Annotated in this window: 21 protein-coding genes; 14 read left to right on the top strand and 7 right to left on the bottom strand. The window is 33.3% G+C overall.

Annotated elements, in window-relative coordinates:
• A partial coding sequence (locus ABWO08_RS03525) for an Ig-like domain-containing protein (RefSeq protein ID WP_353083670.1) occupies window positions 1-3,996 on the bottom strand: 3,996 nt, incomplete at its 3' end.
• 154 nt (window positions 3,997-4,150) lie between these two features.
• Here ABWO08_RS03525 and folE point away from each other — a divergent pair.
• The 4 genes from folE to lgt all read left to right on the top strand — a co-directional run bounded on the left by folE (window position 4,151) and on the right by lgt (window position 7,542).
• Window positions 4,151-4,822 carry a GTP cyclohydrolase I FolE gene (folE, locus tag ABWO08_RS03520; protein ID WP_353083669.1) on the top strand — a complete coding sequence of 224 codons (672 nt, stop codon included), beginning with the start codon at window positions 4,151-4,153 and terminating at the stop codon, window positions 4,820-4,822.
• Window positions 4,823-4,832: 10 nt separating this feature from the next.
• Window positions 4,833-6,314 carry a cysteine--tRNA ligase gene (gene cysS, locus ABWO08_RS03515; RefSeq protein WP_353083668.1) on the top strand — a complete coding sequence of 494 codons (1,482 nt, stop codon included), beginning with the start codon at window positions 4,833-4,835 and terminating at the stop codon, window positions 6,312-6,314.
• A gap of 6 nt (window positions 6,315-6,320) precedes the next feature.
• On the top strand, window positions 6,321-6,572 hold the full coding sequence (gene yidD / locus ABWO08_RS03510) for a membrane protein insertion efficiency factor YidD (RefSeq protein WP_353083667.1): 252 nt from the start codon (window positions 6,321-6,323) through the stop codon (window positions 6,570-6,572).
• 64 nt (window positions 6,573-6,636) lie between these two features.
• Entirely contained in the window at window positions 6,637-7,542 is a 906-nt protein-coding gene (lgt, locus tag ABWO08_RS03505) for a prolipoprotein diacylglyceryl transferase (RefSeq protein WP_353083666.1), read from the top strand.
• A gap of 54 nt (window positions 7,543-7,596) precedes the next feature.
• Here lgt and ABWO08_RS03500 read toward each other — a convergent pair whose 3' ends face one another.
• Entirely contained in the window at window positions 7,597-8,028 is a 432-nt protein-coding gene (locus ABWO08_RS03500; RefSeq protein ID WP_353083665.1) for a DUF1573 domain-containing protein, read from the bottom strand.
• A 301-nt stretch (window positions 8,029-8,329) separates the two neighbouring features.
• On the opposite strand from ABWO08_RS03500, the gene ABWO08_RS03495 reads away from it, so the two are divergent.
• Both ABWO08_RS03495 and lpxD read left to right on the top strand, forming a co-directional pair.
• Window positions 8,330-10,963 carry a valine--tRNA ligase gene (locus tag ABWO08_RS03495; RefSeq protein ID WP_353083664.1) on the top strand — a complete coding sequence of 878 codons (2,634 nt, stop codon included), beginning with the start codon at window positions 8,330-8,332 and terminating at the stop codon, window positions 10,961-10,963.
• Between the two features lie 156 nt (window positions 10,964-11,119).
• On the top strand, window positions 11,120-12,109 hold the full coding sequence (gene lpxD, locus ABWO08_RS03490; RefSeq protein WP_353083663.1) for a UDP-3-O-(3-hydroxymyristoyl)glucosamine N-acyltransferase: 990 nt from the start codon (window positions 11,120-11,122) through the stop codon (window positions 12,107-12,109).
• Window positions 12,110-12,112: 3 nt separating this feature from the next.
• Here the strand turns inward: lpxD and ABWO08_RS03485 are convergent, their stop codons facing one another.
• From ABWO08_RS03485 to ABWO08_RS03475, 3 genes are all read right to left on the bottom strand, one after another.
• Window positions 12,113-12,775 (bottom strand): HAD family hydrolase, encoded by a 663-nt coding sequence (locus ABWO08_RS03485; protein WP_353083662.1) that lies wholly within the window; start codon window positions 12,773-12,775, stop codon window positions 12,113-12,115.
• A gap of 61 nt (window positions 12,776-12,836) precedes the next feature.
• The gene (locus ABWO08_RS03480; RefSeq protein ID WP_353083661.1) at window positions 12,837-13,553 is read right to left on the bottom strand and encodes a tRNA threonylcarbamoyladenosine dehydratase; all 717 of its coding nucleotides are present in this window, start codon (window positions 13,551-13,553) and stop codon (window positions 12,837-12,839) included.
• Between the two features lie 35 nt (window positions 13,554-13,588).
• The gene (locus tag ABWO08_RS03475) at window positions 13,589-14,251 is read right to left on the bottom strand and encodes a TatD family hydrolase (RefSeq protein WP_353083660.1); all 663 of its coding nucleotides are present in this window, start codon (window positions 14,249-14,251) and stop codon (window positions 13,589-13,591) included.
• 93 nt (window positions 14,252-14,344) lie between these two features.
• On the opposite strand from ABWO08_RS03475, the gene ABWO08_RS03470 reads away from it, so the two are divergent.
• A complete protein-coding gene (locus tag ABWO08_RS03470) occupies window positions 14,345-15,571 on the top strand; it encodes an MDR family MFS transporter (RefSeq protein ID WP_353083659.1) in 1,227 nt (408 codons plus the stop codon).
• On the opposite strand, the gene ABWO08_RS03465 is transcribed toward ABWO08_RS03470, so the two are convergent.
• On the bottom strand, window positions 15,566-16,021 hold the full coding sequence (locus tag ABWO08_RS03465) for a hypothetical protein (RefSeq protein ID WP_353083658.1): 456 nt from the start codon (window positions 16,019-16,021) through the stop codon (window positions 15,566-15,568). The two genes, ABWO08_RS03470 and ABWO08_RS03465, sit on opposite strands and share 6 nt — an antisense overlap.
• Window positions 16,022-16,248: 227 nt before the next feature.
• Between ABWO08_RS03465 and ABWO08_RS03460 the strand changes: the two genes are divergently transcribed.
• Window positions 16,249-17,160, top strand: coding sequence for a hypothetical protein (locus tag ABWO08_RS03460; RefSeq protein ID WP_353083657.1), 912 nt, complete (start codon window positions 16,249-16,251; stop codon window positions 17,158-17,160).
• Window positions 17,161-17,210: 50 nt separating this feature from the next.
• On the opposite strand, the gene ABWO08_RS03455 is transcribed toward ABWO08_RS03460, so the two are convergent.
• Window positions 17,211-18,233, bottom strand: coding sequence for a M28 family metallopeptidase (locus ABWO08_RS03455; RefSeq protein WP_353083656.1), 1,023 nt, complete (start codon window positions 18,231-18,233; stop codon window positions 17,211-17,213).
• Window positions 18,234-18,334: 101 nt separating this feature from the next.
• Here ABWO08_RS03455 and ABWO08_RS03450 point away from each other — a divergent pair, with 101 nt between their 5' ends.
• From ABWO08_RS03450 to ABWO08_RS03425, 6 genes are all read left to right on the top strand, one after another.
• Window positions 18,335-18,793, top strand: coding sequence for a DUF1801 domain-containing protein (locus ABWO08_RS03450; RefSeq protein WP_353083655.1), 459 nt, complete (start codon window positions 18,335-18,337; stop codon window positions 18,791-18,793).
• A complete protein-coding gene (locus ABWO08_RS03445) occupies window positions 18,794-19,423 on the top strand; it encodes a Crp/Fnr family transcriptional regulator (RefSeq protein WP_353083654.1) in 630 nt (209 codons plus the stop codon).
• Window positions 19,424-19,492: 69 nt separating this feature from the next.
• Complete coding sequence (locus ABWO08_RS03440; protein ID WP_353083653.1) at window positions 19,493-20,293, top strand: sulfite exporter TauE/SafE family protein; 801 nt, start codon at window positions 19,493-19,495, stop codon at window positions 20,291-20,293.
• Window positions 20,294-20,377: 84 nt separating this feature from the next.
• Window positions 20,378-21,784, top strand: a complete 1,407-nt coding sequence (locus ABWO08_RS03435) for an MBL fold metallo-hydrolase (RefSeq protein ID WP_353083652.1) — start codon at window positions 20,378-20,380, stop codon at window positions 21,782-21,784.
• Entirely contained in the window at window positions 21,784-21,972 is a 189-nt protein-coding gene (locus ABWO08_RS03430) for a hypothetical protein (protein WP_353083651.1), read from the top strand. Before ABWO08_RS03435 ends, ABWO08_RS03430 begins: the two co-directional genes overlap by 1 nt.
• Window positions 21,973-22,070: 98 nt before the next feature.
• The gene (locus ABWO08_RS03425) at window positions 22,071-22,253 is read left to right on the top strand and encodes a hypothetical protein (RefSeq protein ID WP_353083650.1); all 183 of its coding nucleotides are present in this window, start codon (window positions 22,071-22,073) and stop codon (window positions 22,251-22,253) included.
• The last annotated feature ends 87 nt before the right edge of the window (window positions 22,254-22,340 follow it).

The following is a 22,340-nucleotide window of genomic DNA, read 5'->3' as shown; positions in this document are numbered from 1 at the left end:
TGCAGTACTTGGTGTTGGAGCTGTTGCTGAACCTGCACCTCCTGTTGGAGTTGTATACCATAATAATCCCGTACCTGTAGCACTTAATGCTGTAGCTGAATCATTTTGGCAGTAAGTAACAGGGGAAGTAACTGTTGGTAATGCAGGTGTAGCATTAACAGTCACTACAATTGGTGCTCTTGGACTTTTACAACCAGATACTGTTTGTGAAACATAATAGGTAGTACTGCCTACGTTGGATGTACTAGGTAAAATCACAACTGACGAACCAGTTCCTCCAGTAGGTGCAGTATACCATAACAAACCAGTTCCTGTGGCACTTAATGCCGAAGCAGTGGCTCCTTGACAATAGGTTACTGGGGTGATAACTGTTGGGAGAGCGGGAATAGGATTTATTGTAACAACAATTGGTGCTCTTTGCCCTTCACATCCAATTACCGTTTGAGATACATAATAAGTAGTAACTCCAGCAGATAAAGTACTTGGTGTTGGGGGGGTAACAGACCCTGTACCTCCTGTTAATGATGCATACCATAATAAGCTGGTTCCAGATGCTGTAAGTGCAGTTGCAGTGGAACCCTGACAATAGGTAACAGGGGTAGTTACTGAAGGAGTTGCAGGAGTAGCATTTACAGTAACTGCAATTGCTGCTCGTGGACCTTCGCAACCCAATATAGTTTGTGACACATAATACGTTATGGTGCCTACTGTAGTAGTACTAGGAGTAGGTGCAATAGCAGAACCAGTGCCCCCAAAAGGAGTTCCATACCATAATAATCCAGTTCCTGTAGCACTTAATGGCGAAGCGGCAGCTCCTTGGCAATAAGTAACTGGTGTTGTAACAGTTGGTAAAACTGGTGTTGCATTTACGATTACTGAAATTGGAGCTCTTGGACCTTCACAACCAGAGACAGTTTGAGATACATAATAAATTGTAGTACCTGCCAAAGCAGTACTTGGAATTATTGCTGTTGTAGAACCCGTTCCGCCGGTTGCAACATTATACCATAATAATCCTGTTCCTGTGGCACTTAATGCTGTAGCTGTCGCTCCTTGACAATATGTAACAGGTGTAACTATTGGTAACGCTGTTGTGGCATTTACAGTTACAGTAATCGTATACGAAGCGCCTGCAACACCTGAAGCACTAACAGGCTCAACAGTATAAATTACATCAACTGGTGCGTTGGTAGTATTAATGTAGGCATCATCTGCTAATGCAGAAGCTAATAATCCATTAGCTACTTGAGGATTACCAGCAAAAACAGTTAATCCATTTAAATTTAATGCGGTTACATTATAAGTAGCTGCAACAATAATTGGAGAATTAAAATTAACTCCAACCACTTCTTTACTACATCTAATTATTCCACTTTGCGGCATTACCGTTATTGTTACAGTAAATGGAGTTCCTAAACAACCTGTAGCACTAACAGGAACTACCGTGTATACAGCATTCAAAGGTGTAGTTGAAGAATTTGTAAAAACATCATTAGCTAAATCTGCTGCCAATAATCCAGTCGCAACTTGAGGATTACCTCCAGAGATAGTTAATCCAGGTGCTAACGTTAATCCCGTTACATTGTATGATGCTGTTGGCAAAGATGTTGAAGTACTTAAATTAAAATTAGCACCTACAGCCTGGTTACTAAAGATTGAAGCCGCTTGATTGTATACTAAAGGGGTAGAAAACAATATTTTAAATGGTTTAACCCTAACACAGATATTAGAAGTGCTAGTTAAATTCATATAAATTGTTTGACTTGTTCCTGAAGGTATTGAGTAAGAACTAGGGTTTGTAATTGGATTTAAACCATTTTGTGCATCAGATAGTGAAGTAAAATAAGTAGGTGTGTCATAACTACCTGCAGGTAAACTTCCTAAAACAACTGTTGCATTTGAAGTTAAATTAAAATTATTGTTTGCACAATTAATAATATCAACAGGATTTAAAGTATCATCTGGATAAACATCTATTGTAATATCTTTAGAAACAGTTCTTGTAGTGGGTGGGCCTAAAAGCGAACATTCTGTATATTTTACTTGTGCTGTATAAGTTGTAGTTGCAGTTGGACACACGGATATTGATGGTGTAGTACCAATTGTAGCTCCACTTGCATCTAACCATTTGAAAGATGTTAACGAAGCTCCAGAAGGGGTGAAACGCCAACCTTCTGATGGAAATGCAGCAGTGCCCAAAACTTGCCAAGTACCTGTATTTCTATTTGAGGGAGTATAAGCAAGTGTACCTGCAGCATTCTGAATTCCTAGAACACCACTTCCACTGTTCCAAGAACAAACACTTCTTCTCTTCACGTAAATATCAATAATATTAGTTCCTTCATATAATACCAATTGACTTTCTTGCAATCCTAGAGTAGTACCACATTGAAATAAAGGCATATTTTTTACATCAATAATAGCTCTTCTGCACGGGTAAAAACCATCTACTTTATAAGTTATAGAAACGGGTGGAGTTGAAGAAACGCTTGGATCGGTATCTTGCATTGGAAAATAAATTGCATTCATCCATTGCGGATCTCCAAAATTAAACGGAATCTGTTGATTAAATGAATAACCACTCCCAGCGCCGGAATTACATAATCTAGTTGGATTCGGGGTGAATGTCAATAGCGTATTGGTACCTATCTGAAATTGATTGTAACAAGTGCCAAAAAAACTAAATTTAAATGGCAAATTTAATGGGTCTGAAAACCTATCATCTTGAGTACAAACATTTTGAGAGATTGCATTACCAAGGGGCACAAGAGGAGCATAAGGAATTGAAGCAACAGTATAACTAGTTGTAGCTTTAACATCCAAGAAAGATGCAGTTAATGGGGTACAACTAGCATTATCGCAAAGTGTCTCTGGCACTGGAATGTTAATTTCATTTGGACAACAATTTATGATATACTGCAAGGTACCTGTAGCAGATTCACTAACACAACCCGTGGCAGTATTTGTAATAACTACAGTATAATTACCCGCAACAGTTGCGTTATTTATAACAGCAACATTACCTGGGTTAGTAGCGGTTAGTGGAACCGTCCAAGCATAACTATAGGTTCCAGGTGTTGCAGGAGTTGCTCTAATACTACCAGGAGAAGTATCGCCTTTACATTTTTCAATATTATTTACAACTACCTTAGGAGTTGGATTAATAGTTATTGTAAATTGTTTAACATTATTAACAAAACCACTTAAGGATCCAGTAACGGTAATTGTAGCAACAATTGGAGTTGAAGAACTATTGGTCGCCAAAACATTTGAAATATTACCTGTGCCTTGGCCTCCAATTGGAAGTAACGGATTACTATTTGTCCATGAAAAAGTAGTTCCAGGTTGGTTGCTATTAAAATTTAACGAAGGCAACAAAGTTCCATTACAAAATGATTGACTATTTGGAACTGTAATTTCTAGTTGTGAATTAAATGATAAATCATCAATTGCAAAATCATTACCTGCAATTTGTATATTAGTATCATACATTTCAATAGTTGCCGAAGTACTAGATCCAGAATTCCAAACTAAAAAATATTGAGTCCAATTACCACATGTGGAAACAGATGGTGCAACATTTGTCCCTAACAAAACCCCATTAATTTTAACTGCAATCACAGCAGGAGGTGGAATTGCTACAGTTTGTACCCAATAACTGAAAGTATAATTTATATTGGCAGAAGTAGAAACTGTTTGCGACCAAAATTTATCATTACCTCCATTTGTAATTGAGCCATCTAAAACCATCATTTTTCCTGATCCACTTGTATGATCCGTGCAGTTGCTGAATAAAGAAAACCATGCACTTGGTACAGTCACTATTCCATATGCTTTTTGTTGGCTGTTTGGTAATGGAGCATTAGCAAAGTACTGATAATCGGTTGTAAAACCAGTATTTCCTAGCTCAAAATTGCCGTTAGTTAATAAATTTTGAGCCGTTAATGTATTTATAAACAAAAGACTTAATAATGAAAATAGTAAATTTTTTCTCATTTGGGATTGAATTTTAAGGAGCGAAATATACTAAAAAATAGTAATATTTATTCTTAAAAATTTGAATTTTTAGAAAAAATAAATTCTGATGGTTTAATAATTTTATAATAATTATCTTTGCAGTTAATTTCTATTAATATTTTATCATCAAACAATGACTAATCAAGAGGATTTAACAGACGAATTAGGAAACAATCATATTGGAACAAACGAACAAACTCCTTTGAGAAAAGATGCGTTTGAAAAATCGGATGAAGATAAAATAGAAATCATTAAAAAAAATGTAGAAAATATCTTATCTACTCTTGGAATGGATCTAACTGATGATAGTTTAAAAAAGACTCCAGACAGAGTGGCTAAATTATTTGTTAAGGAAATTTTTGGGGGTTTAAACCCAACTAAAAAGCCTAGTTCTTCTACTTTTGAAAACAAGTACAAATACAATGAAATGCTTGTTGAAAAAAACATCACTCTTTATTCCACTTGTGAGCACCACCTACTGCCAATTGTAGGAAGAGCTCATGTTGCTTATATTTCTAATGGAACAGTTGTTGGTTTATCTAAAATGAATCGAATTGTTGATTATTTTGCAAAAAGACCTCAAGTGCAAGAAAGATTAACTATCCAAATCGTAAGAGAATTACAAAAAGTACTAAATACACAAAATGTTGCTTGTATCATTGATGCCAAACATTTGTGCGTAAATTCTCGCGGAATTAGAGACATTGAAAGTAGTACCGTAACTTCAGAATTTGGCGGAAGATTTAAAGAAGAAGCAGTAAGAAAAGAATTTTTAGAATACATAAAACTAGATACGTCGTTTTAATAAAAATAGTATGCCACTTTACACAAATCAAAAGTTAAAAATATACAACACTCTTTCTGGAGAGAAAGAAAATTTCAACCCAATAATTGAAGGTGCAATTGGAATGTATGTTTGTGGACCTACAGTTTATAGCAATGTTCATCTAGGAAATGTAAGAACTTTCATGAGTTTTGATGTTATTTACAGGTATTTAAAACATTTAGATTATAAAGTTCGATATGTCCGCAACATTACAGATGCGGGACATCTTACCGATGATGGATCTGTTGAAAACGATCGATTTGTTAAACAATCCCGACTTGAAAAATTAGAACCCATGGAAGTGGTTCAAAAATATACCGTTGACTTTCACAAAGTCTTAGATCATTTTAACTTCCTACCTCCTACTATTGAGCCAACTGCAACGGGACATATTTTAGAGCAAATTGAATTAACTCAAAAATTAATTAATGACGGATTTGCCTATGTAAGTCAAGGATCAGTATATTTTGATGTACTAGAATACAACAAAAGAGGCATGAATTACGGTGAATTGAACAATCGAAACGTTGAAGAATTACTTTCTAACACCAGAGATTTAGATGGCCAAAACGAGAAAAAAAATCCGCAAGATTTTGCTCTTTGGAAAAAAGCCTCTCCAGCTCACATTATGCGTTGGAATTCTCCTTGGGGAGAAGGATTTCCAGGATGGCACCTAGAATGTACTGCAATGAGCACTAAATATTTAGGTGAAAAATTTGACATCCACGGAGGTGGAATGGATTTGAAATTTCCGCATCACGAATGTGAAATTGCTCAAGGAAAAGCATGTAATAATACCACACCAGTTAATTACTGGATGCACACCAATATGCTCACCATGAACGGATTAAGAATGAGTAAATCTACAGGGAACTACATTCTACCAATGGAATTAATTGAAGGTGGAAATCAGTTTTTTGAAAAAGAATTTAATGCAAACACTGTTCGTTTTTGTTTCCTTCAAGCGCATTATCGTAGCGTTTTAGATATTTCTAACGAAGCCATGATTGCGAGCGAAAAAGGATTTATCCGATTAATGGAAGGCATTCAACTTTGCAACGAAATCACGCCTAGCGAAACTTCATCAGTTGACATAACAACTTGGAAACAAAATTGTTATGATGCCATGAATGACGATTTCAATACACCAATATTAATAGCAAATTTATTTGAAGGCGTTCGATTTGTTAATGTTTTAAATGATAAAAGAGAAACGATTTCAGCTGAAGATTTAGCTGAATTAAAAACTACTTTAGAAACATTTACTTTTGAAATTTTAGGAATAAAAAACGAAAAAGCATCCAATAACACCACTCAAAAATTAGAAGGAGTAATTGAAATGCTAATCGAAATGAGAAAAACCGCTAGAGACAATAAAAACTGGGCTCTTTCTGATGAAATTAGAGATAAATTATTAGCTTTAAATATTCAGTTGAAAGACGGAAAAGACGGAACTTCATATAGTTTTTAATAAACCATGGAAACAGTAAAAAATATATTAATAGCCCCTTTATTAGGATTGATATATTTTTATAAGCAAGCGATTTCCCCATTTACACCTGCAAGTTGCAGATTTGAACCCACTTGCTCTTCCTATTTTGCCGAAGCGTTAAAGATTCATGGATTATTCAAAGGATCTTACCTTGGAACAAAACGAATATTAAGTTGCAACCCTTGGGGAAAAACAGGTTATGATCCGGTGCCCGAGAAAAAATGCAATCATAAATAACAAAAATTTAAAAATAGTTTACTTTTAATATTACTATTTTTGAAAATCATCAAAACCATATACCATGATTTGGAATCCAGCTGAAGGAATACATTTAGGACCTATTTTTATTAGATTTTACAGCTTAATGTTTGTCATTGCCTTTGGATTGGGCTGGTACATCATGAAAAAAATATTTCTAAACGAGAAAGAGTCTTTAGACAAATTAGATTCATTATTTGTTTGGACAGTTCTAGCAACACTTTTAGGAGCGCGATTAGGTCATGTATTTTTCTACGATTGGGAATATTTTAGAAACCATTTACTAGAGATTTTACTTCCGTTTAAATTTGAACCAGAATTTAAATTTACCGGATTTGCCGGATTAGCAAGTCATGGAGCTGCCATATCAATAATTATTGTAATGTATTTCTACAGCAAAAACATAATCAAACGTCCTATTTTATGGGTATTGGACAGAGTGGTAATTTCTGTTGCGTGTGGAGCAGTATTTGTAAGAATTGGAAATTTCTTTAATTCTGAAATCGTTGGTAAAGTAACCAACAATGCTACATTCGGAATCAAATTCATTCGTGATTATTTTACCCCACAAGATGCCGTAACCAAAACCAACATTAGTGATCCAGATGCTGCTTATCAAGCTATTGCAAATGATCCTCAATTTAGTAATTTACTAATGCAAGTGCCTTTAAAACATCCTGCCCAATTGTATGAATCCTTCTGCTACATCTTTGTGTTTTTCTTGCTATTATTCCTTTATTGGAAAACCAAAGCAGCACAAAAACAAGGAATGCTTTTCGGACTTTTTCTAATTTTATTGTGGTCAGTACGTTTTGTAGTAGAATATGTAAAAGAAAGCCAAGGTGGATTTGGAGACAATACAATTTTCTCTACAGGTCAATGGCTAAGCCTACCGTTTATAGTAATCGGATTATATTTTGTATTCAAAGCAAAACAAAAAACTGAATAACTTCCATAAAAAAAGGCCTGAACATTCAGACCTTTTTTTATACGCTATATTTTTTTATTGAACCGGACCTGCTTTTTTCTTTTCCAGCAAATTCACTTCCGGCTTAACAATTACTTCCCCTTTTATTTTTAAAGCAATCATCCCTCCGTCTACATTCACCGCATTGGTTTCAACTGTAATAGTTTTTCTTATTGGTCCTGGGTTCATATTGTATTTAACTGAAATAAAATCTGATTTTCCTGGCAAAATTTCACCCGTTGGTTTACTCGGAACCGTGCAACCACAAGTAGACTGTACATTTTTAATTATTAAAGGTTGATCACCTGTATTCGTAAATTCAAACTTTCTTATTCCATCATCAGAATCCTTAGAAACTGTACCGTAATCAATTGTATTATCCATATCCTTAAATACAATTTTAGCTCCGCTCTGTGCAAAAACAAATCCATTTGCAATCATAAATGCAACAACAAGTATCTTTTTCATAAGTCTAAATTTTAATTGTTTTAGTTTAGTAAAATTACCACTTTAAATTAAAAAGCAAAATTTTAAATCTTAATTTTTTATAAAAGTACTTATTACTTACTTTTGCAGATATATTTACAAAAAATATACAAACTAATTTAAGTTGGTTTGGAGCGAATGTTTAGGCATTATTTGTAAACCAAATTCCTGCTATTCGCTACAATACGCGCCAAAAGACACGTATTTTCACTGCTATCAGGGCTAATTGACAAACTTGGTTACTTTTTGTAAATTGAATAAATCAAATAACAGAATAAAAAATATGGCAATTCCTGCGCAATTTAACGCCAAAGAAGTAGAACAAAAATGGTACGACTATTGGATGAAAAACGATTACTTTTCTTCCAAACCCGATCATAGAACTCCATACACAATAGTAATTCCTCCACCTAACGTAACCGGAGTATTACACATGGGACACATGCTAAACAATACCATTCAGGATGTATTAATTCGTCGTGCACGATTAAAAGGATTCAATGCATGTTGGGTGCCAGGAACCGACCATGCTTCTATTGCTACTGAAGCGAAAGTGGTTGCCAAACTTAAAAGCGAAGGAATCAATAAAAATGATTTAACTCGTGAAGAGTTTTTAAAACACGCTTGGGATTGGACTAACAAATATGGTGGTACCATTCTAGAACAACTTAAACAATTAGGTTGCTCTTGCGATTGGGAACGAACTAAATTCACCATGGACCCTGACATGTCGGCATCCGTAATTCATTCGTTTGTAGATTTATACAATAAAGGATTAATTTACCGTGGCTACCGAATGGTAAACTGGGATCCAGAGGCTAAAACCACACTTTCTGATGAAGAAGTTATCTATGAAGAACAACAAGGAAAATTATATTTCCTAAAATATAAAATTGAAAGTTCAACAGATTATTTAACTGTTGCCACTACCCGACCTGAAACAATATTTGGGGATACTGCAATTTGCATCAACCCAAATGATGAGCGATTCTCCCATTTGAAAGGTAAAAAGGCGATTGTTCCTATTTGTGGTCGCGTAATTCCAATTATTGAAGACGAATATGTAGATGTAGAATTTGGTACCGGTTGCTTAAAAGTGACTCCTGCTCACGACATGAACGATAAAACATTGGGCGAAAAACACCAATTAGAAATCATCGATATTTTTAATGATGATGCTACTCTAAATTCATTTGGATTGCATTACCAAGGTAAAGATCGTTTTGTTGTAAGAGAAGAAATTGCAAAAGAACTTGAAACTAGCGGTGCGTTAGCAAAAACAGAAACGCACTTAAATAAAGTGGGAACTTCTGAAAGAACTAAAGCTGTTATTGAACCACGCTTATCCGACCAATGGTTTTTAAGCATGGAAGAATTGGTAAAACCAGCAATTAAAGCGGTTTTAGAAACGCAAGAAGTTAAATTATATCCAAATCGTTTCAACAATACCTACAAACATTGGTTGGAAAACATTCGCGATTGGAATATTTCACGTCAACTTTGGTGGGGACAACAAATTCCGGCATATTACTATGGTGATGGAAAAGAAGATTTTGTAGTTGCCGAAACTATTGAAAAAGCATTGGAATTAGCAAAAGCTAAAACTTCTAACTCCCAACTTCAAGTATCCAACTTAAAGCAAGATGCCGATGCACTTGACACTTGGTTTTCGTCTTGGTTATGGCCAATGGCCGTTTTTGGTGGAGTTTTAAATCCAGAAAACGAAGAATTCAAATACTACTACCCTACTAATGATTTAGTTACAGGGCCAGATATTTTGTTCTTTTGGGTGGCTCGTATGATTATAGCAGGTTATGAATATGCAGGTGAAAAACCATTTTCAAATGTATATTTAACCGGATTGGTAAGAGACAAACAGCGTCGTAAGATGTCTAAATCGCTGGGGAATTCCCCAGAGCCTTTAGAATTAATTGAAAAATTTGGTGCCGATGGAGTTCGTGTTGGATTGCTTTTAAGTGCCTCTGCAGGAAACGACATCATGTTTGATGAAGAATTGTGCAACCAAGGAAAAGCATTTTCAAATAAAATATGGAATGCCTTCAAATTGATTAAAGGTTGGGACGTTTCTTCTAGCATTCCGCAGCCCGAGTCATCAAAAGTGGCTATCGAATGGTACGAAACTAAATTACAAAGAACCCTAACAGAAATTGAAGAAAACTTTGATAAATACCGAATTTCAGATGCGTTAATGGCAATCTACAAATTGGTTTGGGATGATTTTTGTTCTTGGTTCTTAGAAATGATTAAACCTGCATACCAACAACCAATCGATCAAGTTACCTTTGAAAAGGCGATTGAAATGTTGGAAAACAACTTAAAATTATTACATCCGTTCATGCCGTTCTTAACCGAAGAAATTTGGCAACATATCACAGATAGAACTCCTGAGCAAGCCTTAATTGTTTCGGAATGGCCTAAAGCAAAATCATTTGACGAAAAATTAATTTCCGATTTTGATTTTACAATTGAAGTGATCTCTGGAATTAGAACGATCAGAAAAGATAAAAACATTCCTTTTAAAGATGCAATAGATTTGAAAGTGGTGAACAATGAAAAAACAAGCGCACAATTTGATTCGGTTATTTGTAAATTAGGGAATATTACTAATTTAGAATATGTTTCTGACAAAGTGGATGGTGCCCTATCTTACCGCATAAAATCAAATGAATATTTCATTCCAATTACTGGAACTATTGATGTGGATGCTGAAATTACTAAGCTTACCGAGGAATTAAATTACACTAAAGGCTTTTTAAAATCAGTTGAAGCTAAATTATCCAATGAAAAATTTGTGAATGGAGCTCCTGAGAAAGTTTTAGAAATGGAAAGAAAAAAACAAGCCGATGCTCTTGCTAAAATTGCTACGATTGAACAAAGTATCGCTGGTTTGAAATAAATAAAATAATATACTCCTAAAAAAAGCATTGATATCAATGCTTTTTTTATATAATATAATTTTTGAAAAAAAATAACTTAATATAAATAGTAGTAAAAAAATGCTATTTTCTAAAAACAATTCACTTAATTTGAATTACATTAATTCCCAAATCTAATGAAAAACTATTCTATAGAAGACATTAACAATGTCGTAAAAGGCACCCTAGTTGGAGCTACTTCCCACCTAATTTCTGCTCCTGAGCAATTGGAATTAGCAAAAGAAACCGAAATTTCATTCATCGGAAATAAGAAATATGAAAAATTTTGGCAAGACTCCAAAGCTTGTGCTGCCATTGTTAATGAAGATATAGCGATAGAACCTGGTGAAAATAGAGCATTTATAAAAGTTAAAAATGCCGATTTGGCCATGACTTTAGTTTTAGAACTATTTGCTCCAGCACCTCCTCTGTTTTCATCAGAAATTCATCCAACTGCTGTTATTGATGCTTCTGCAAAAGTTGGGGCAGGAACCCGAATTGGCGCAAACGCCTACATTGGACCAAATGTAGTTTTGGGTGAAAATGTAACTATTTATCCAAATGTTACCATTTTAGATGAATGCACCATTGGAAATAATACCGCAATTTGGCCTGGAGCAGTGGTTAGAGAGCGTTGCCATGTTGGCGCACATTGCATCTTACACCCAAATTGCACCATCGGTGCAGACGGATTTGGATTTAGACCTTGCCCAGAAAAAGGATTGGCTAAAATTCCTCAAATCGGTAATGTAGTTCTTGGAAATTATGTAGAAATCGGTGCCAATTCATCTGTAGATAGAGGAAAATTTAGTTCAACTATTCTTGGTGATGGATGTAAAATTGACAACTTAGTTCAAATTGGGCACAATAGTATTTTAGGTAAATTCTGTATCATGGCAGGAAATAGTGGTCTTGCAGGATCGGTTACCTTAGGAAACGGAGTAATTATTGGCGGAAGTGCTTCTATTAAAGACCACACAACTTTAGGAGATGGCGTTACAATTGGCGCAGGATCTGGAGTTACTGGTGATGTTGAAGCTGGAAAAACCATGCTAGGATATCCTGCGGTTGAAGCTAGAACGGCTTTAAAACAATGGGCAATCCTTAAAAGAATGGCTAATCAATAACAATTAATTTTCCTTAATGCTTTTTATTATTTCGAAATTCAATTCGGAGAAATCTTTTATTATTTTATCGGCTTTCGAATAATCTTGTAATTTGGTATTGAAACTATCATAACCCACACAATAGATACCGGCTGCTTTGGCTGCAAGAATTCCGTTGGTGCTGTCTTCAATTACGATACAATGCTCAACTGAATTTCCTGATAATTTAGCAGCATGCTCAAAAATAGCTGGATGCGGTTTCGAATTAGGAAAATCTTCCCCTGATACTAAATGGGTAAAATATTGATGCAATCCAAATCGAGTGAAAACGCGATCAATGGTAACATTTGCAGACGAAGAAGCTAAAATCAATTGCATTCCGTTGCGTTGTAATTCTTTAATTAAATCTTCTACTCCATCAATTAAATACAAATCCTCTTTACTATCAAAAGCATCATTAAATAAATTGCGTTTGGCTTCAACTAAATCTGTAATTGACTCTGTAATTTCAAAATTAGCTTTTAACTTTTCGTAGGTGTTTTTGGTAGAATTCCCTGTAAAAGATGCATACATTTCTGGAGAAACCTCAATATTTAATTGCTTAAAATGCTGATTGTACGCATAATGGTGCACCGGTTCAGTATCAACAATTACGCCATCCATGTCGAAAATTACAGTTTGTATCATTTAGGTATAGGTGTTGGGTATAAAGTTTAAAGTTTTAAAATCTTAATAGTAATACTCTTTTCTAAACTTTTTTTAGCAAATATCGAATTACGGTTTCTGCCATATACAAACCAAAAAGTCCTGGCATATAGCTATTGGTGCCATAAAACGATTTTTTATAATTGCTTCCATCGGTCATTTTCAAGCTCGTTTCATCTTGAATTTCCGATGAAAAAACCACTTTCAATTTATCAATTTTATGTTCTTTTAATCTTCTGCGAATGGTTTTAGCAAACATACAATTTACCGTATTGGTAATGTCGGCAACCTTTACTTTGGAAGCTTCCATTTTACCTCCCGCTCCCATTGAAGAAATAATTTTCACTCTATTTCGTTTGGCTCCAATAATCAAATTCAGTTTTGGAGTGACGCTATCTATACAATCTAAAACATAATCGTAATCACTGTTCACAATTTCAAAGGCACGCTCTGGCGAAAGAAATTCTTGTACTTTCGTTAAATTCAATTCAGGATTGATATCCATCAAACGGTTTCCGACAACTTCAATTTTAGACAAACCAACAGTAGAATGCAGAGCAGGCAATTGTCTGTTGATATTGGTAATATCAACCACATCACCATCTACAATTGTAAGGTTTCCAACACCTGCACGCGCTAAAAATTCGGCAGCAAAAGACCCCACGCCTCCTACTCCAACTACTAATACCTTCGAGTTTTTAAGATTTTGTAATCCTTGAGCTTTGAACAATAATTCAGCTCTTTCTTGCCACTTTGCCATTTTTTTCATTGCGAGGAACGATTCAATCGCACCCTCTATTTATTGTTACTATTTGATTTAAAAACAGTGTTAAAATTTGAATTTATAATTCTAGTCAATTCTTCAATTGATATGTTCTTATATTTTGCTGCTAAGGTATAAACTTCTTCCAAAGTTTCCACCATAGTATCGGTTTCAAGAAAAAATTTATCATTTGGAATCGATTGAAAAACCGATTCTAATTCGGGGTTGCGCAATAAATATTTCCCAAACGAAATATAAAAACCATTATCGATTAATTGCTTGGCCACTTGTTGATTTTTTGAAAATCCATGAATAACTATTGGAACTGAAATGTTGAATCTTTTTTTAATGGCAATCAATTCGTCAAAGGCGGCCACTAAATGTAAAACCAAAGGCTTTTGGTACTTTTCTGCAAGTTGAATTTGCTTTTCAAAAACTTCAATTTGCAAATCCATCGGAATTTCAATACGCTTATCTAAACCACATTCTCCAAGTGCCAAACATTCATTTAATTGAAGTTTAGCTTCAATCATTTCTAAATCTTTTTTTAAGCGATCTTCTTGAATATACCAAGGGTGAATTCCGATAGAATAATTCGGAATTGCTGCATCAAATTCCCAAGGATATTGATTTACCAATTCTAAAGTATTGGGATATTCCGAGAATTTGTGGGTATGTAAATTGAAAAATTGCATGCGCAAATTTAATCTAAAAGTTTGAAAGTCTATAATCAAAAAGTTCTGAAAAACCCAATATTACTTTGTAGATTTGCAACTCAGAAATTCTACATGTTAAATAAAGCAATTCAAAAATATTTAAGCAACTTTAAGGGATTCTCAAGAGAGATATGGATTCTTACGCTGATTACATTCATTAATCGTGCGGGCACGATGGTGTTGCCTTTTTTATCGAAATATTTAAAAGAAAATTTACATTTTTCATACAGTCAGGTGGGATGGATCATGGTTTGTTTTGGCGCCGGATCAATGGTCGGATCATGGTTAGGCGGAAAATTATCGGATAAAATTGGATTCTATAGAATCATGGTTTTCAGCTTACTTTCTTCGGGTTTGGCTTTTTTTGCAATGCAATTCATTACTTCCTTCGTAGGACTTTGTATATCAATGTTCCTGTTAATGTCGATTGCTGATATGTTTCGGCCTGCAATGTTTGTTTCATTAAGCGTTTATGCAAAACCCGAAAACAGAACGCGTGCCTTAACCTTAGTGCGATTGGCAATTAATCTTGGATTTGCAGCCGGGCCAGCACTTGGCGGACTGATAATTATGGGAATTGGGTACAATGCCCTATTTTGGGTTGATGGAGCAACTTGCATTTTAGCCATATTAATATTTTGGATAAAAGTAAAAGAGAAAAAAGGCCCCCTTATTTCAAAGGAAGAAAAATTGAGTTTGGAAGCCAATCGAGAATCGGTTTTTAAAGACAAACCCTTTTGGATCTTTTTAGTAAGTTGTTTAATTTCTGGAATTTTGTTTTTTCAACTATTCACTACAATTCCGTTATACCATAAAGAGCAATTTGATCTTACCGAATTTCAAACTGGTTTATTAATTACCATGAACGGTATTATTATTTTCTTTTTGGAAATGCCTATTGTGGGCTATGTAGAACGCAATAAAATTGATAAAGTAAAAATGGTAACCATTGGTTGTTTATTAATGGCAATTAGTTTATTTCTGCTATTAATTAATTTTTGGGTCGGAATTTTAGTAATTATGATGCTCTTTATGACCTTTGCCGAAATGTTTGTTTTTCCGTTTTCGAATTCATTTGCAATTAGCAGAGCGCCAAAAGGCCACGAAGGACGATATATGGCAATATTTACAATGAGTTACAGTTTGGCACATATCTTAAGCGCGAAAGTAGGAATGGGAATTATTGATCATTTTGGATATCAAGCCAATTGGGCTTTTATGGGACTACTTGGTGTAATTGCTTTTGTACTAGGAATCTGGACCTTACGACTTGTAAATCAAGAGAAAATCAACTTATAAATAATCTTTTTTTATTTCTTGTAAAGTACGATTGGTTGTGATTAATTGCTCAATAATTTCTTTTCGCAATACTTCAATCGATTCGTGTTTTAAATATTTTGACCAGGCAGTTTCTTCTAACAATACCCGTATTTGCTTGATTAACTTTGTTGTTTCTGCTGTGGTTCGCAACACTATATCCTTTGTGAATTTATCACTTTTATAATGATTGAATTGTGCCGATTGGGTGCTATAATCTACTTCAATATAATAGAGCTTTTCTTGATCGTTATCGGAATAAAAATCACACCAATTGGCATAACCAACTTTGGATCTATCTTTAGAAATTCCATTTGAAACTAACCTCCACTTGCAATTGGCAGCCCGTCCCCAATGGTTGGAATGCCTGTAAACTCCCTTTTCTGTAAAGTAATAACTACTCCCCGATTTACTAATGAAATTCGGTTTCAAAACGTTTATGCTTTCAAATGTTACTTCCTGAAAAATACAGAAAGTATGTTTATGAAAGTTAGTTTTATTGTAGGTTTTCAAATGAAAATTGTATTATATCTAACAAAAATAGTAATACCAATTCTTAAAAAAAGTTAATTAAGTTAAAAATTTGTAAAACCTCTTTTTACATATATTATCACTATATATTTTTGCTCAATAATTAATAATTCTATAACTATTTATTTATGGCAAAAAATAAAACAATTCGGATTTTCACACTTACTGCATTTTTAATTTCTATCATTTCTGTTGCACAAACAAATAAGTTGTCCTTTTCAAGCACGGAGAATCACAAAGATGATATAGTGATGACTTGGAAAAAAGACACTCCAGAACAAGAAATGAAAGACGACTGCAAGGCATTGGCAGAAAAAGGAATTACTATTAAATATTCGGATGTAAAACGAAATAGTAAAGAAGAAATTACAGGTATACATGTAGAATATTCCGACAGAAAAGGAAACAAAGGAAATTTGGAGTACGATAACCAAAATCCAATTGGAACGATTACATTTTATAAAAATGGAGACGAAATTGGTTTTGGAACTCCTTCACAAAATAATTTTGGATTAACCAATTCAGATGCATTATTTGATTATTCAAATCCACAAGAATTATTAAAACAATTTCAACAAGGAAACAACAATTCCCAATCTTTTAGCTTTAGTTTTCCCAAAGACGCAGAAATTTATGGTCAAACTAAATCTAGAATTCAAATACAACAAGATGGAAAAAAACCTTTAATTATTGAAGATGGGAAAGTTATTGAAGGTGGCGACGATTACTCGGTTGAAGAATTAGATAAAATAAAAAGCGAGAATAAAGTTGAAAAATATAGTTTTTCAGATGATGAAGGAAAATCAAACGAATTTGATTTTAGAAACCAAAAAGGGTTAGATGAATTCAAAAAACAAATGAAAAAAATTAAAATCCAAATTGATGATGAAGCCACTGAGAAATCAAAATCAGATTTTGACACTACAAAAGAAGAAATGATTAAAGCTAAAGAAGAAATGATAAAAGCGCGTGAGGAATTAGAAAAAGTAAAAAAAGAGCTTGAAAAATCAAAAGGGAAAACAAAAACAAACAAAGCTTAATAAATAAAAAAACCGCAATAATTTGCGGTTTTTTTATTTTATATAGTTTTTTATTTTCCGTCTTTATCGACAACTATTCTGTCTTCACGATTTGCAATTTCCCAAGCAATTGAAAAACCCAATTGAGTTCTTTTTGATAAAGCATCAAATTCAATTTTACTAACTTCATCTGTTGCTTTATGATAATCTTCATGAACTCCATTAAATAAAAATACTACTGGAATTCCGTGTTTAGCAAAGTTATAATGATCTGAACGATAATAAAAACGATTTGGATCTTTACGGTCGTTAAACTTATAATCGATGTTTAAATTAATATATTTAGAATTCACCTCTTCACAAATTTTATATAAATCGGTAGACAAATAATCAGAACCAATTAAATAAATATAATTATTATTGTCTTTGTGTAACTCATCTCTTCTACCAACCATGTCAATATTCACATCAGCAACGGTATTAGCTATAGGAAATAATGGATTTTCTGAGTAATAACTTGATCCATACAAACCATGCTCTTCTCCTGTAACATGAAGAATTAATATAGAGCGCTTCGGTCCGTGTCCCTCTTTTTTTGCTTTATGAAATGCTTGGGCAATTTCTAACAATGCAACAGTTCCTGATCCATCATCATCAGCTCCATTATATACAAGGCCTTTTTTAACCCCAACATGATCGTAGTGCGCTGAAACCACTACAATTTCATTTGGTTTCTCTGAACCTTCAATAAAAGCCCATATATTTTCTGAGTCTGGAAGATTTTCTCCTGAATCTTTATTCATGAACTCAGCAGGTACCCTTTGATAATAACTTGTGGCACCTTTTGGAAATGGAATTCCATCCTTTTGGTATTGTTCAACTAGATAACGCCCCGCTTTCTTTTGTCCTTCACTTCCGGTTTCTCTTCCTTCCATTTCATCCGAGGCAACAATTGTTAAATGGGTTTTCAATTCATTGGAAGTAATTGAATTGATGTATTTTTTTACATCAACTTCCTTACTTTGTGCAAAAATTGAAATACTACTTCCAAAAATAAATAATGCTAGATAAGCAATAAAGTTCCTTTTTTTCATAAAATTTAGTATATATAAATTGTAATAAATAGTAATTAATTTGTAAATCTATTAAAAAAAAATATCAGTATTTTTGTTTTTAATAAATAAATCCCCAAAATATGAAATCGGAAGCAAAAACCCCTGACCAATATATATCGGAGTTACCTGAAGATAGAAAAGTAGCAATTATAAAACTTCGAGAAATTGCATTTAAAAATTTACCTAACGGATTTAAAGAAGTCATTTCATATGGTATGCTTGGTTATGTTGTTCCTCATGAAATTTATCCAAAAGGATATCATTGCACACCACAATTACCATTGCCCTTTTTAAATATTGCTTCGCAAAAAAATTCTATCAACATTTATCATATGGCCCTTTATGCCGATTCCAATTTATACAATTGGTTTGTTGAGGAATATCCAAAACACAGCACTGCCAAGTTAGATATGGGAAAAGGTTGTATTCGTTTCAAAAAAATAGAGGCCATTCCATTTGAATTAATTGGCGAATTATTATCAAAAATTACCCCACAACAATGGGTTGAAATGTATGAAAATGCCTTCATAAAAACATAAATGAAGCAAATTCTAACACCAATTTTCAATTCAATTTTCGAAGAAAAGTTAATAGATGAAATCGTCAAATTTGCAATAGTAAAAGATTTTGTTGAAGGCGAAATTATTTTGGATATTGGAAATGCTTCAAATGCAATACCTCTGCTATTAAGTGGGGCAATTAAAATATCTAGAGAGGATAAACACCAAGGTGAATTGCTGTTATATTTTATTGAAAAAGGAGAAACTTGTGCTATCACTTTAACGAGTTGTTTGAACAAAAGCAAAAGTGAAATTCGAGCAACAGCTGAGACAATTGGTCAAATTATTTTAATTCCGATTGAAAAAATGGAAGAATGGTTAACTACTTTTTCTAGTTGGCGCTATTTTATTTTCTTAAGCTATAACAACCGATTAAAAGAAATGTTATCCGCAATTGATTCAATTGCATTTTTAAGTTTAGAAGATAGATTATGGAACTACTTAATTGATAAATCTAAAATTAATAAATCGAGAGAATTGTTTTGTACACATAAAGAAATTGCATTTGATTTAAATAGCTCTAGAGTTGTAATATCGAGATTATTAAAAGTATTTGAACAAAAAAATCGAATTAGATTAAGACAAGGAGTCATTACTTTGAAAGATTGAAAGCTGAATTGATGTTATAAAACATAAATATTGTAATTTTACAATTACTAATAAAACCCCAAAGTATAAATGGAAATAAAACTATTAATTGGTTATCTTTTTGCAACTATTGTAGGAATAACCTTAGGATTAATTGGAAGTGGTGGTTCCATTCTATCTGTTCCAATTTTAGTTTATATACTTGGAGTTGAACCCATTTTAGCCACTGCCTATTCCCTATTTATTGTAGGAACAACAGCTATATTTGGAGGTGTACAAAAAGCCAAACAAAATTTAGTTGATTATAAAAAAGTACTTTTATTCGGAATTCCAACCCTGCTTTCTGTCTTTGTAACCCGAAGAATTATTGTACCTAATATACCTGAAATTTTATTTTCAACATCGGTGTTTACCCTTCATAAGTCGGTTTTCATTATGGTAGTATTTGCTATTGTAATGATTATGGCATCTGTAAGAATGATCAAACCAATGCCAACTGAAATTAAAGAAGAATATCAAAAATTAAATTACCGTAAAATATTTTTCCAAGGAATCCTAATTGGCTTAATAGCTGGATTTGTAGGAGCAGGTGGCGGATTTTTAATTATTCCTGCATTATTATTTTTAGCAAATACTCCAATGAAAAAAGCCGTTGGCACTTCATTATTTATTGTGGCTGCACAATCATTAATAGGTTTTATTGGGGATTTAAGAAGTGATCAAATTCTCGATTGGAATTTACTCTTAACTTTCACAGCTTGCTCTATTCTAGGTGTATTTATTGGAAGTTTTTTATCAAAAAAAATAGATGGAAACAAATTAAAAACGAGTTTTGGCTGGTTTGTATTAGCAATGGGAGTTTATATAATCACGAAAGAACTTTTCCTCTAAACTCTTATTATTTCATAACTTTGTAACAACTGTTACTTATTAATTAGGGGAACAACTCTAATTTTACATAAAATTTATAAAAAGATGAAAATTGAACAAATTTATACTGGATGCTTAGCTCAAGGTGCCTATTATATTGAGAGTAATGGTGAGGTTGCTATAATCGATCCATTACGAGAAGTACAACCTTATATAGATAGAGCTAATGCAGACAAAGCTAAAATTAAATATATTTTTGAGACCCATTTTCATGCCGATTTTGTAAGCGGACATGTCACACTTTCTGAAAAAACAGGAGCTCCGATTGTTTTTGGACCACAAGCTACACCAACTTATAAGGTTGTTGTAGCAACAGATGGACAAGTATTTCAATTGGGAGAAATTACAATTACTTGTTTGCATACTCCTGGTCACACAATGGAAAGTTCTTGTTATTTATTAAAAGATAAAAACGGAAAAGATTACGCATTATTTAGTGGAGATACCGTTTTCTTAGGTGATGTAGGAAGACCCGATTTAGCTCAAAAAGCTGCGCACATGACGCAAGAACAATTGGCAGGAACCTTGTTTGATAGTATCAGAACTAAAATTATGCCACTTGCAGATGATGTAATTATTTACCCTGCTCACGGTGCAGGAAGTGCCTGCGGTAAAAATTTAAGTAAAGAGACTGTAGGGACAATTGGCGATCAAAAGGCAAACAATTATGCACTTCGTGCTAATATGACTAGAGAAGAATTTATTGCAGAAGTTACCGATGGATTATTACCTCCTCCGGCCTATTTCCCTATGAATGTGAAATTAAACAAAGAGGGATATGAAAATGTTGAAACCATCATTAACAATGCTAAAGCTTTAAGTGCTAAAGATTTTGAAATTGTTGCAAATGAAACCAACGCCCTGATATTAGATGTTCGAAATGAAAATGATTTTGCAAAAGGTCATATTCCTAACTCTATTTTTATTGGGATAAACGGTACTTTTGCTCCGTGGGTTGGTGCATTAATCTTAGATTTCAAACAGCCAATATTATTAATAACTCCAGAAGATAAAGAGGAAGAAACAATAAAAAGATTGGCACGTGTTGGTTACGATGCAACAATTGGATATCTTGATGGTGGAATTGAATCTTGGGAGAAAGCTGGCTTTGAATTAGATTCAGTTAACTGCATTTCAGCAGAAACATTAGAAGATAAATTAAAAGAAGAAATTACAGTTTTTGATGTAAGAAAATCAGGTGAATTTATTGCTGAACATTTAAATGAAGCACCTTCTACACCATTGGATTTTTTAAATGACCATTTATCAGAATTTCCAAAAGACAAAGAATTTTACTTATTCTGTGCTGGAGGATATCGATCAATGATTGCAGCATCTATATTAAAAGCAAGAGGATATGATAATGTAATAAATGTAAATGGAGGTTTTAATGCCATAAAAAAAACAGGTATAAAAACAACAAATTTTGTTTGCCCTTCAACATTAAAATAATGAAAAACAGAATATTAACTAATTGGAATCTACTACGAATTGTACGTTTGGGATTTGCCTTAATTTTATTCACTCAAGCATTTGAAAAATTTGAATGGTACTTGTTGGTATTTGGGATGTTTTTCTTGGTTCAAGCAATTTTTAATTTCGGTTGCAGTTCAAATGGATGCGGAATACCAAAAAAATAAATAGGATTAAAAATTTATGATATTTTTTTAATATTCATATTATTTTTTTGATACATTTGATATCAATCTTTATAAATTAATTTAAAAACAATAAAAAAATGAAAAAAGTAATTTCAGCTATGGCTATCGCAGCATTCTTATTTGCTGGTAATGTTAATGCTCAAGAGCAAAAACCAAAAGACAAAGAGAAAAAAGAGTGCAGCTCAAAAGAAAAAAAATCTTGCGATAAAGAGAAAAAAGGTGGATGTTGTGCAGGAAAAAAAATGGAAGAAAAAAAATAATTCAATAAAATTTTCTTAAAAAGTGCTTGATAAATCAAGCACTTTTTTTTTGTAATAAAACTAAGACTGCTTAGTTTTAACTACTTT

Origin of the sequence: Flavobacterium sp. (genome assembly GCF_040383245.1) — a bacterium.
Lineage (GTDB): Bacteria > Bacteroidota > Bacteroidia > Flavobacteriales > Flavobacteriaceae > Flavobacterium.
This window is presented reverse-complemented; position numbering and strand designations above follow the sequence as displayed.

Coding starts and splice junctions, on each gene's coding strand:
- folE (WP_353083669.1), top strand. CDS start 4,151: ATGACTAATCAAGAGGATTTAACAGACGAATTAGGAAACAATCATATT.
- cysS (WP_353083668.1), top strand. CDS start 4,833: ATGCCACTTTACACAAATCAAAAGTTAAAAATATACAACACTCTTTCT.
- yidD (WP_353083667.1), top strand. CDS start 6,321: ATGGAAACAGTAAAAAATATATTAATAGCCCCTTTATTAGGATTGATA.
- lgt (WP_353083666.1), top strand. CDS start 6,637: ATGATTTGGAATCCAGCTGAAGGAATACATTTAGGACCTATTTTTATT.
- ABWO08_RS03500 (WP_353083665.1), bottom strand. CDS start 8,028: ATGAAAAAGATACTTGTTGTTGCATTTATGATTGCAAATGGATTTGTT.
- ABWO08_RS03495 (WP_353083664.1), top strand. CDS start 8,330: ATGGCAATTCCTGCGCAATTTAACGCCAAAGAAGTAGAACAAAAATGG.
- lpxD (WP_353083663.1), top strand. CDS start 11,120: ATGAAAAACTATTCTATAGAAGACATTAACAATGTCGTAAAAGGCACC.
- ABWO08_RS03485 (WP_353083662.1), bottom strand. CDS start 12,775: ATGATACAAACTGTAATTTTCGACATGGATGGCGTAATTGTTGATACT.
- ABWO08_RS03480 (WP_353083661.1), bottom strand. CDS start 13,553: ATGGCAAAGTGGCAAGAAAGAGCTGAATTATTGTTCAAAGCTCAAGGA.
- ABWO08_RS03475 (WP_353083660.1), bottom strand. CDS start 14,251: ATGCAATTTTTCAATTTACATACCCACAAATTCTCGGAATATCCCAAT.
- ABWO08_RS03470 (WP_353083659.1), top strand. CDS start 14,345: ATGTTAAATAAAGCAATTCAAAAATATTTAAGCAACTTTAAGGGATTC.
- ABWO08_RS03460 (WP_353083657.1), top strand. CDS start 16,249: ATGGCAAAAAATAAAACAATTCGGATTTTCACACTTACTGCATTTTTA.
- ABWO08_RS03455 (WP_353083656.1), bottom strand. CDS start 18,233: ATGAAAAAAAGGAACTTTATTGCTTATCTAGCATTATTTATTTTTGGA.
- ABWO08_RS03450 (WP_353083655.1), top strand. CDS start 18,335: ATGAAATCGGAAGCAAAAACCCCTGACCAATATATATCGGAGTTACCT.
- ABWO08_RS03445 (WP_353083654.1), top strand. CDS start 18,794: ATGAAGCAAATTCTAACACCAATTTTCAATTCAATTTTCGAAGAAAAG.
- ABWO08_RS03440 (WP_353083653.1), top strand. CDS start 19,493: ATGGAAATAAAACTATTAATTGGTTATCTTTTTGCAACTATTGTAGGA.
- ABWO08_RS03435 (WP_353083652.1), top strand. CDS start 20,378: ATGAAAATTGAACAAATTTATACTGGATGCTTAGCTCAAGGTGCCTAT.
- ABWO08_RS03430 (WP_353083651.1), top strand. CDS start 21,784: ATGAAAAACAGAATATTAACTAATTGGAATCTACTACGAATTGTACGT.
- ABWO08_RS03425 (WP_353083650.1), top strand. CDS start 22,071: ATGAAAAAAGTAATTTCAGCTATGGCTATCGCAGCATTCTTATTTGCT.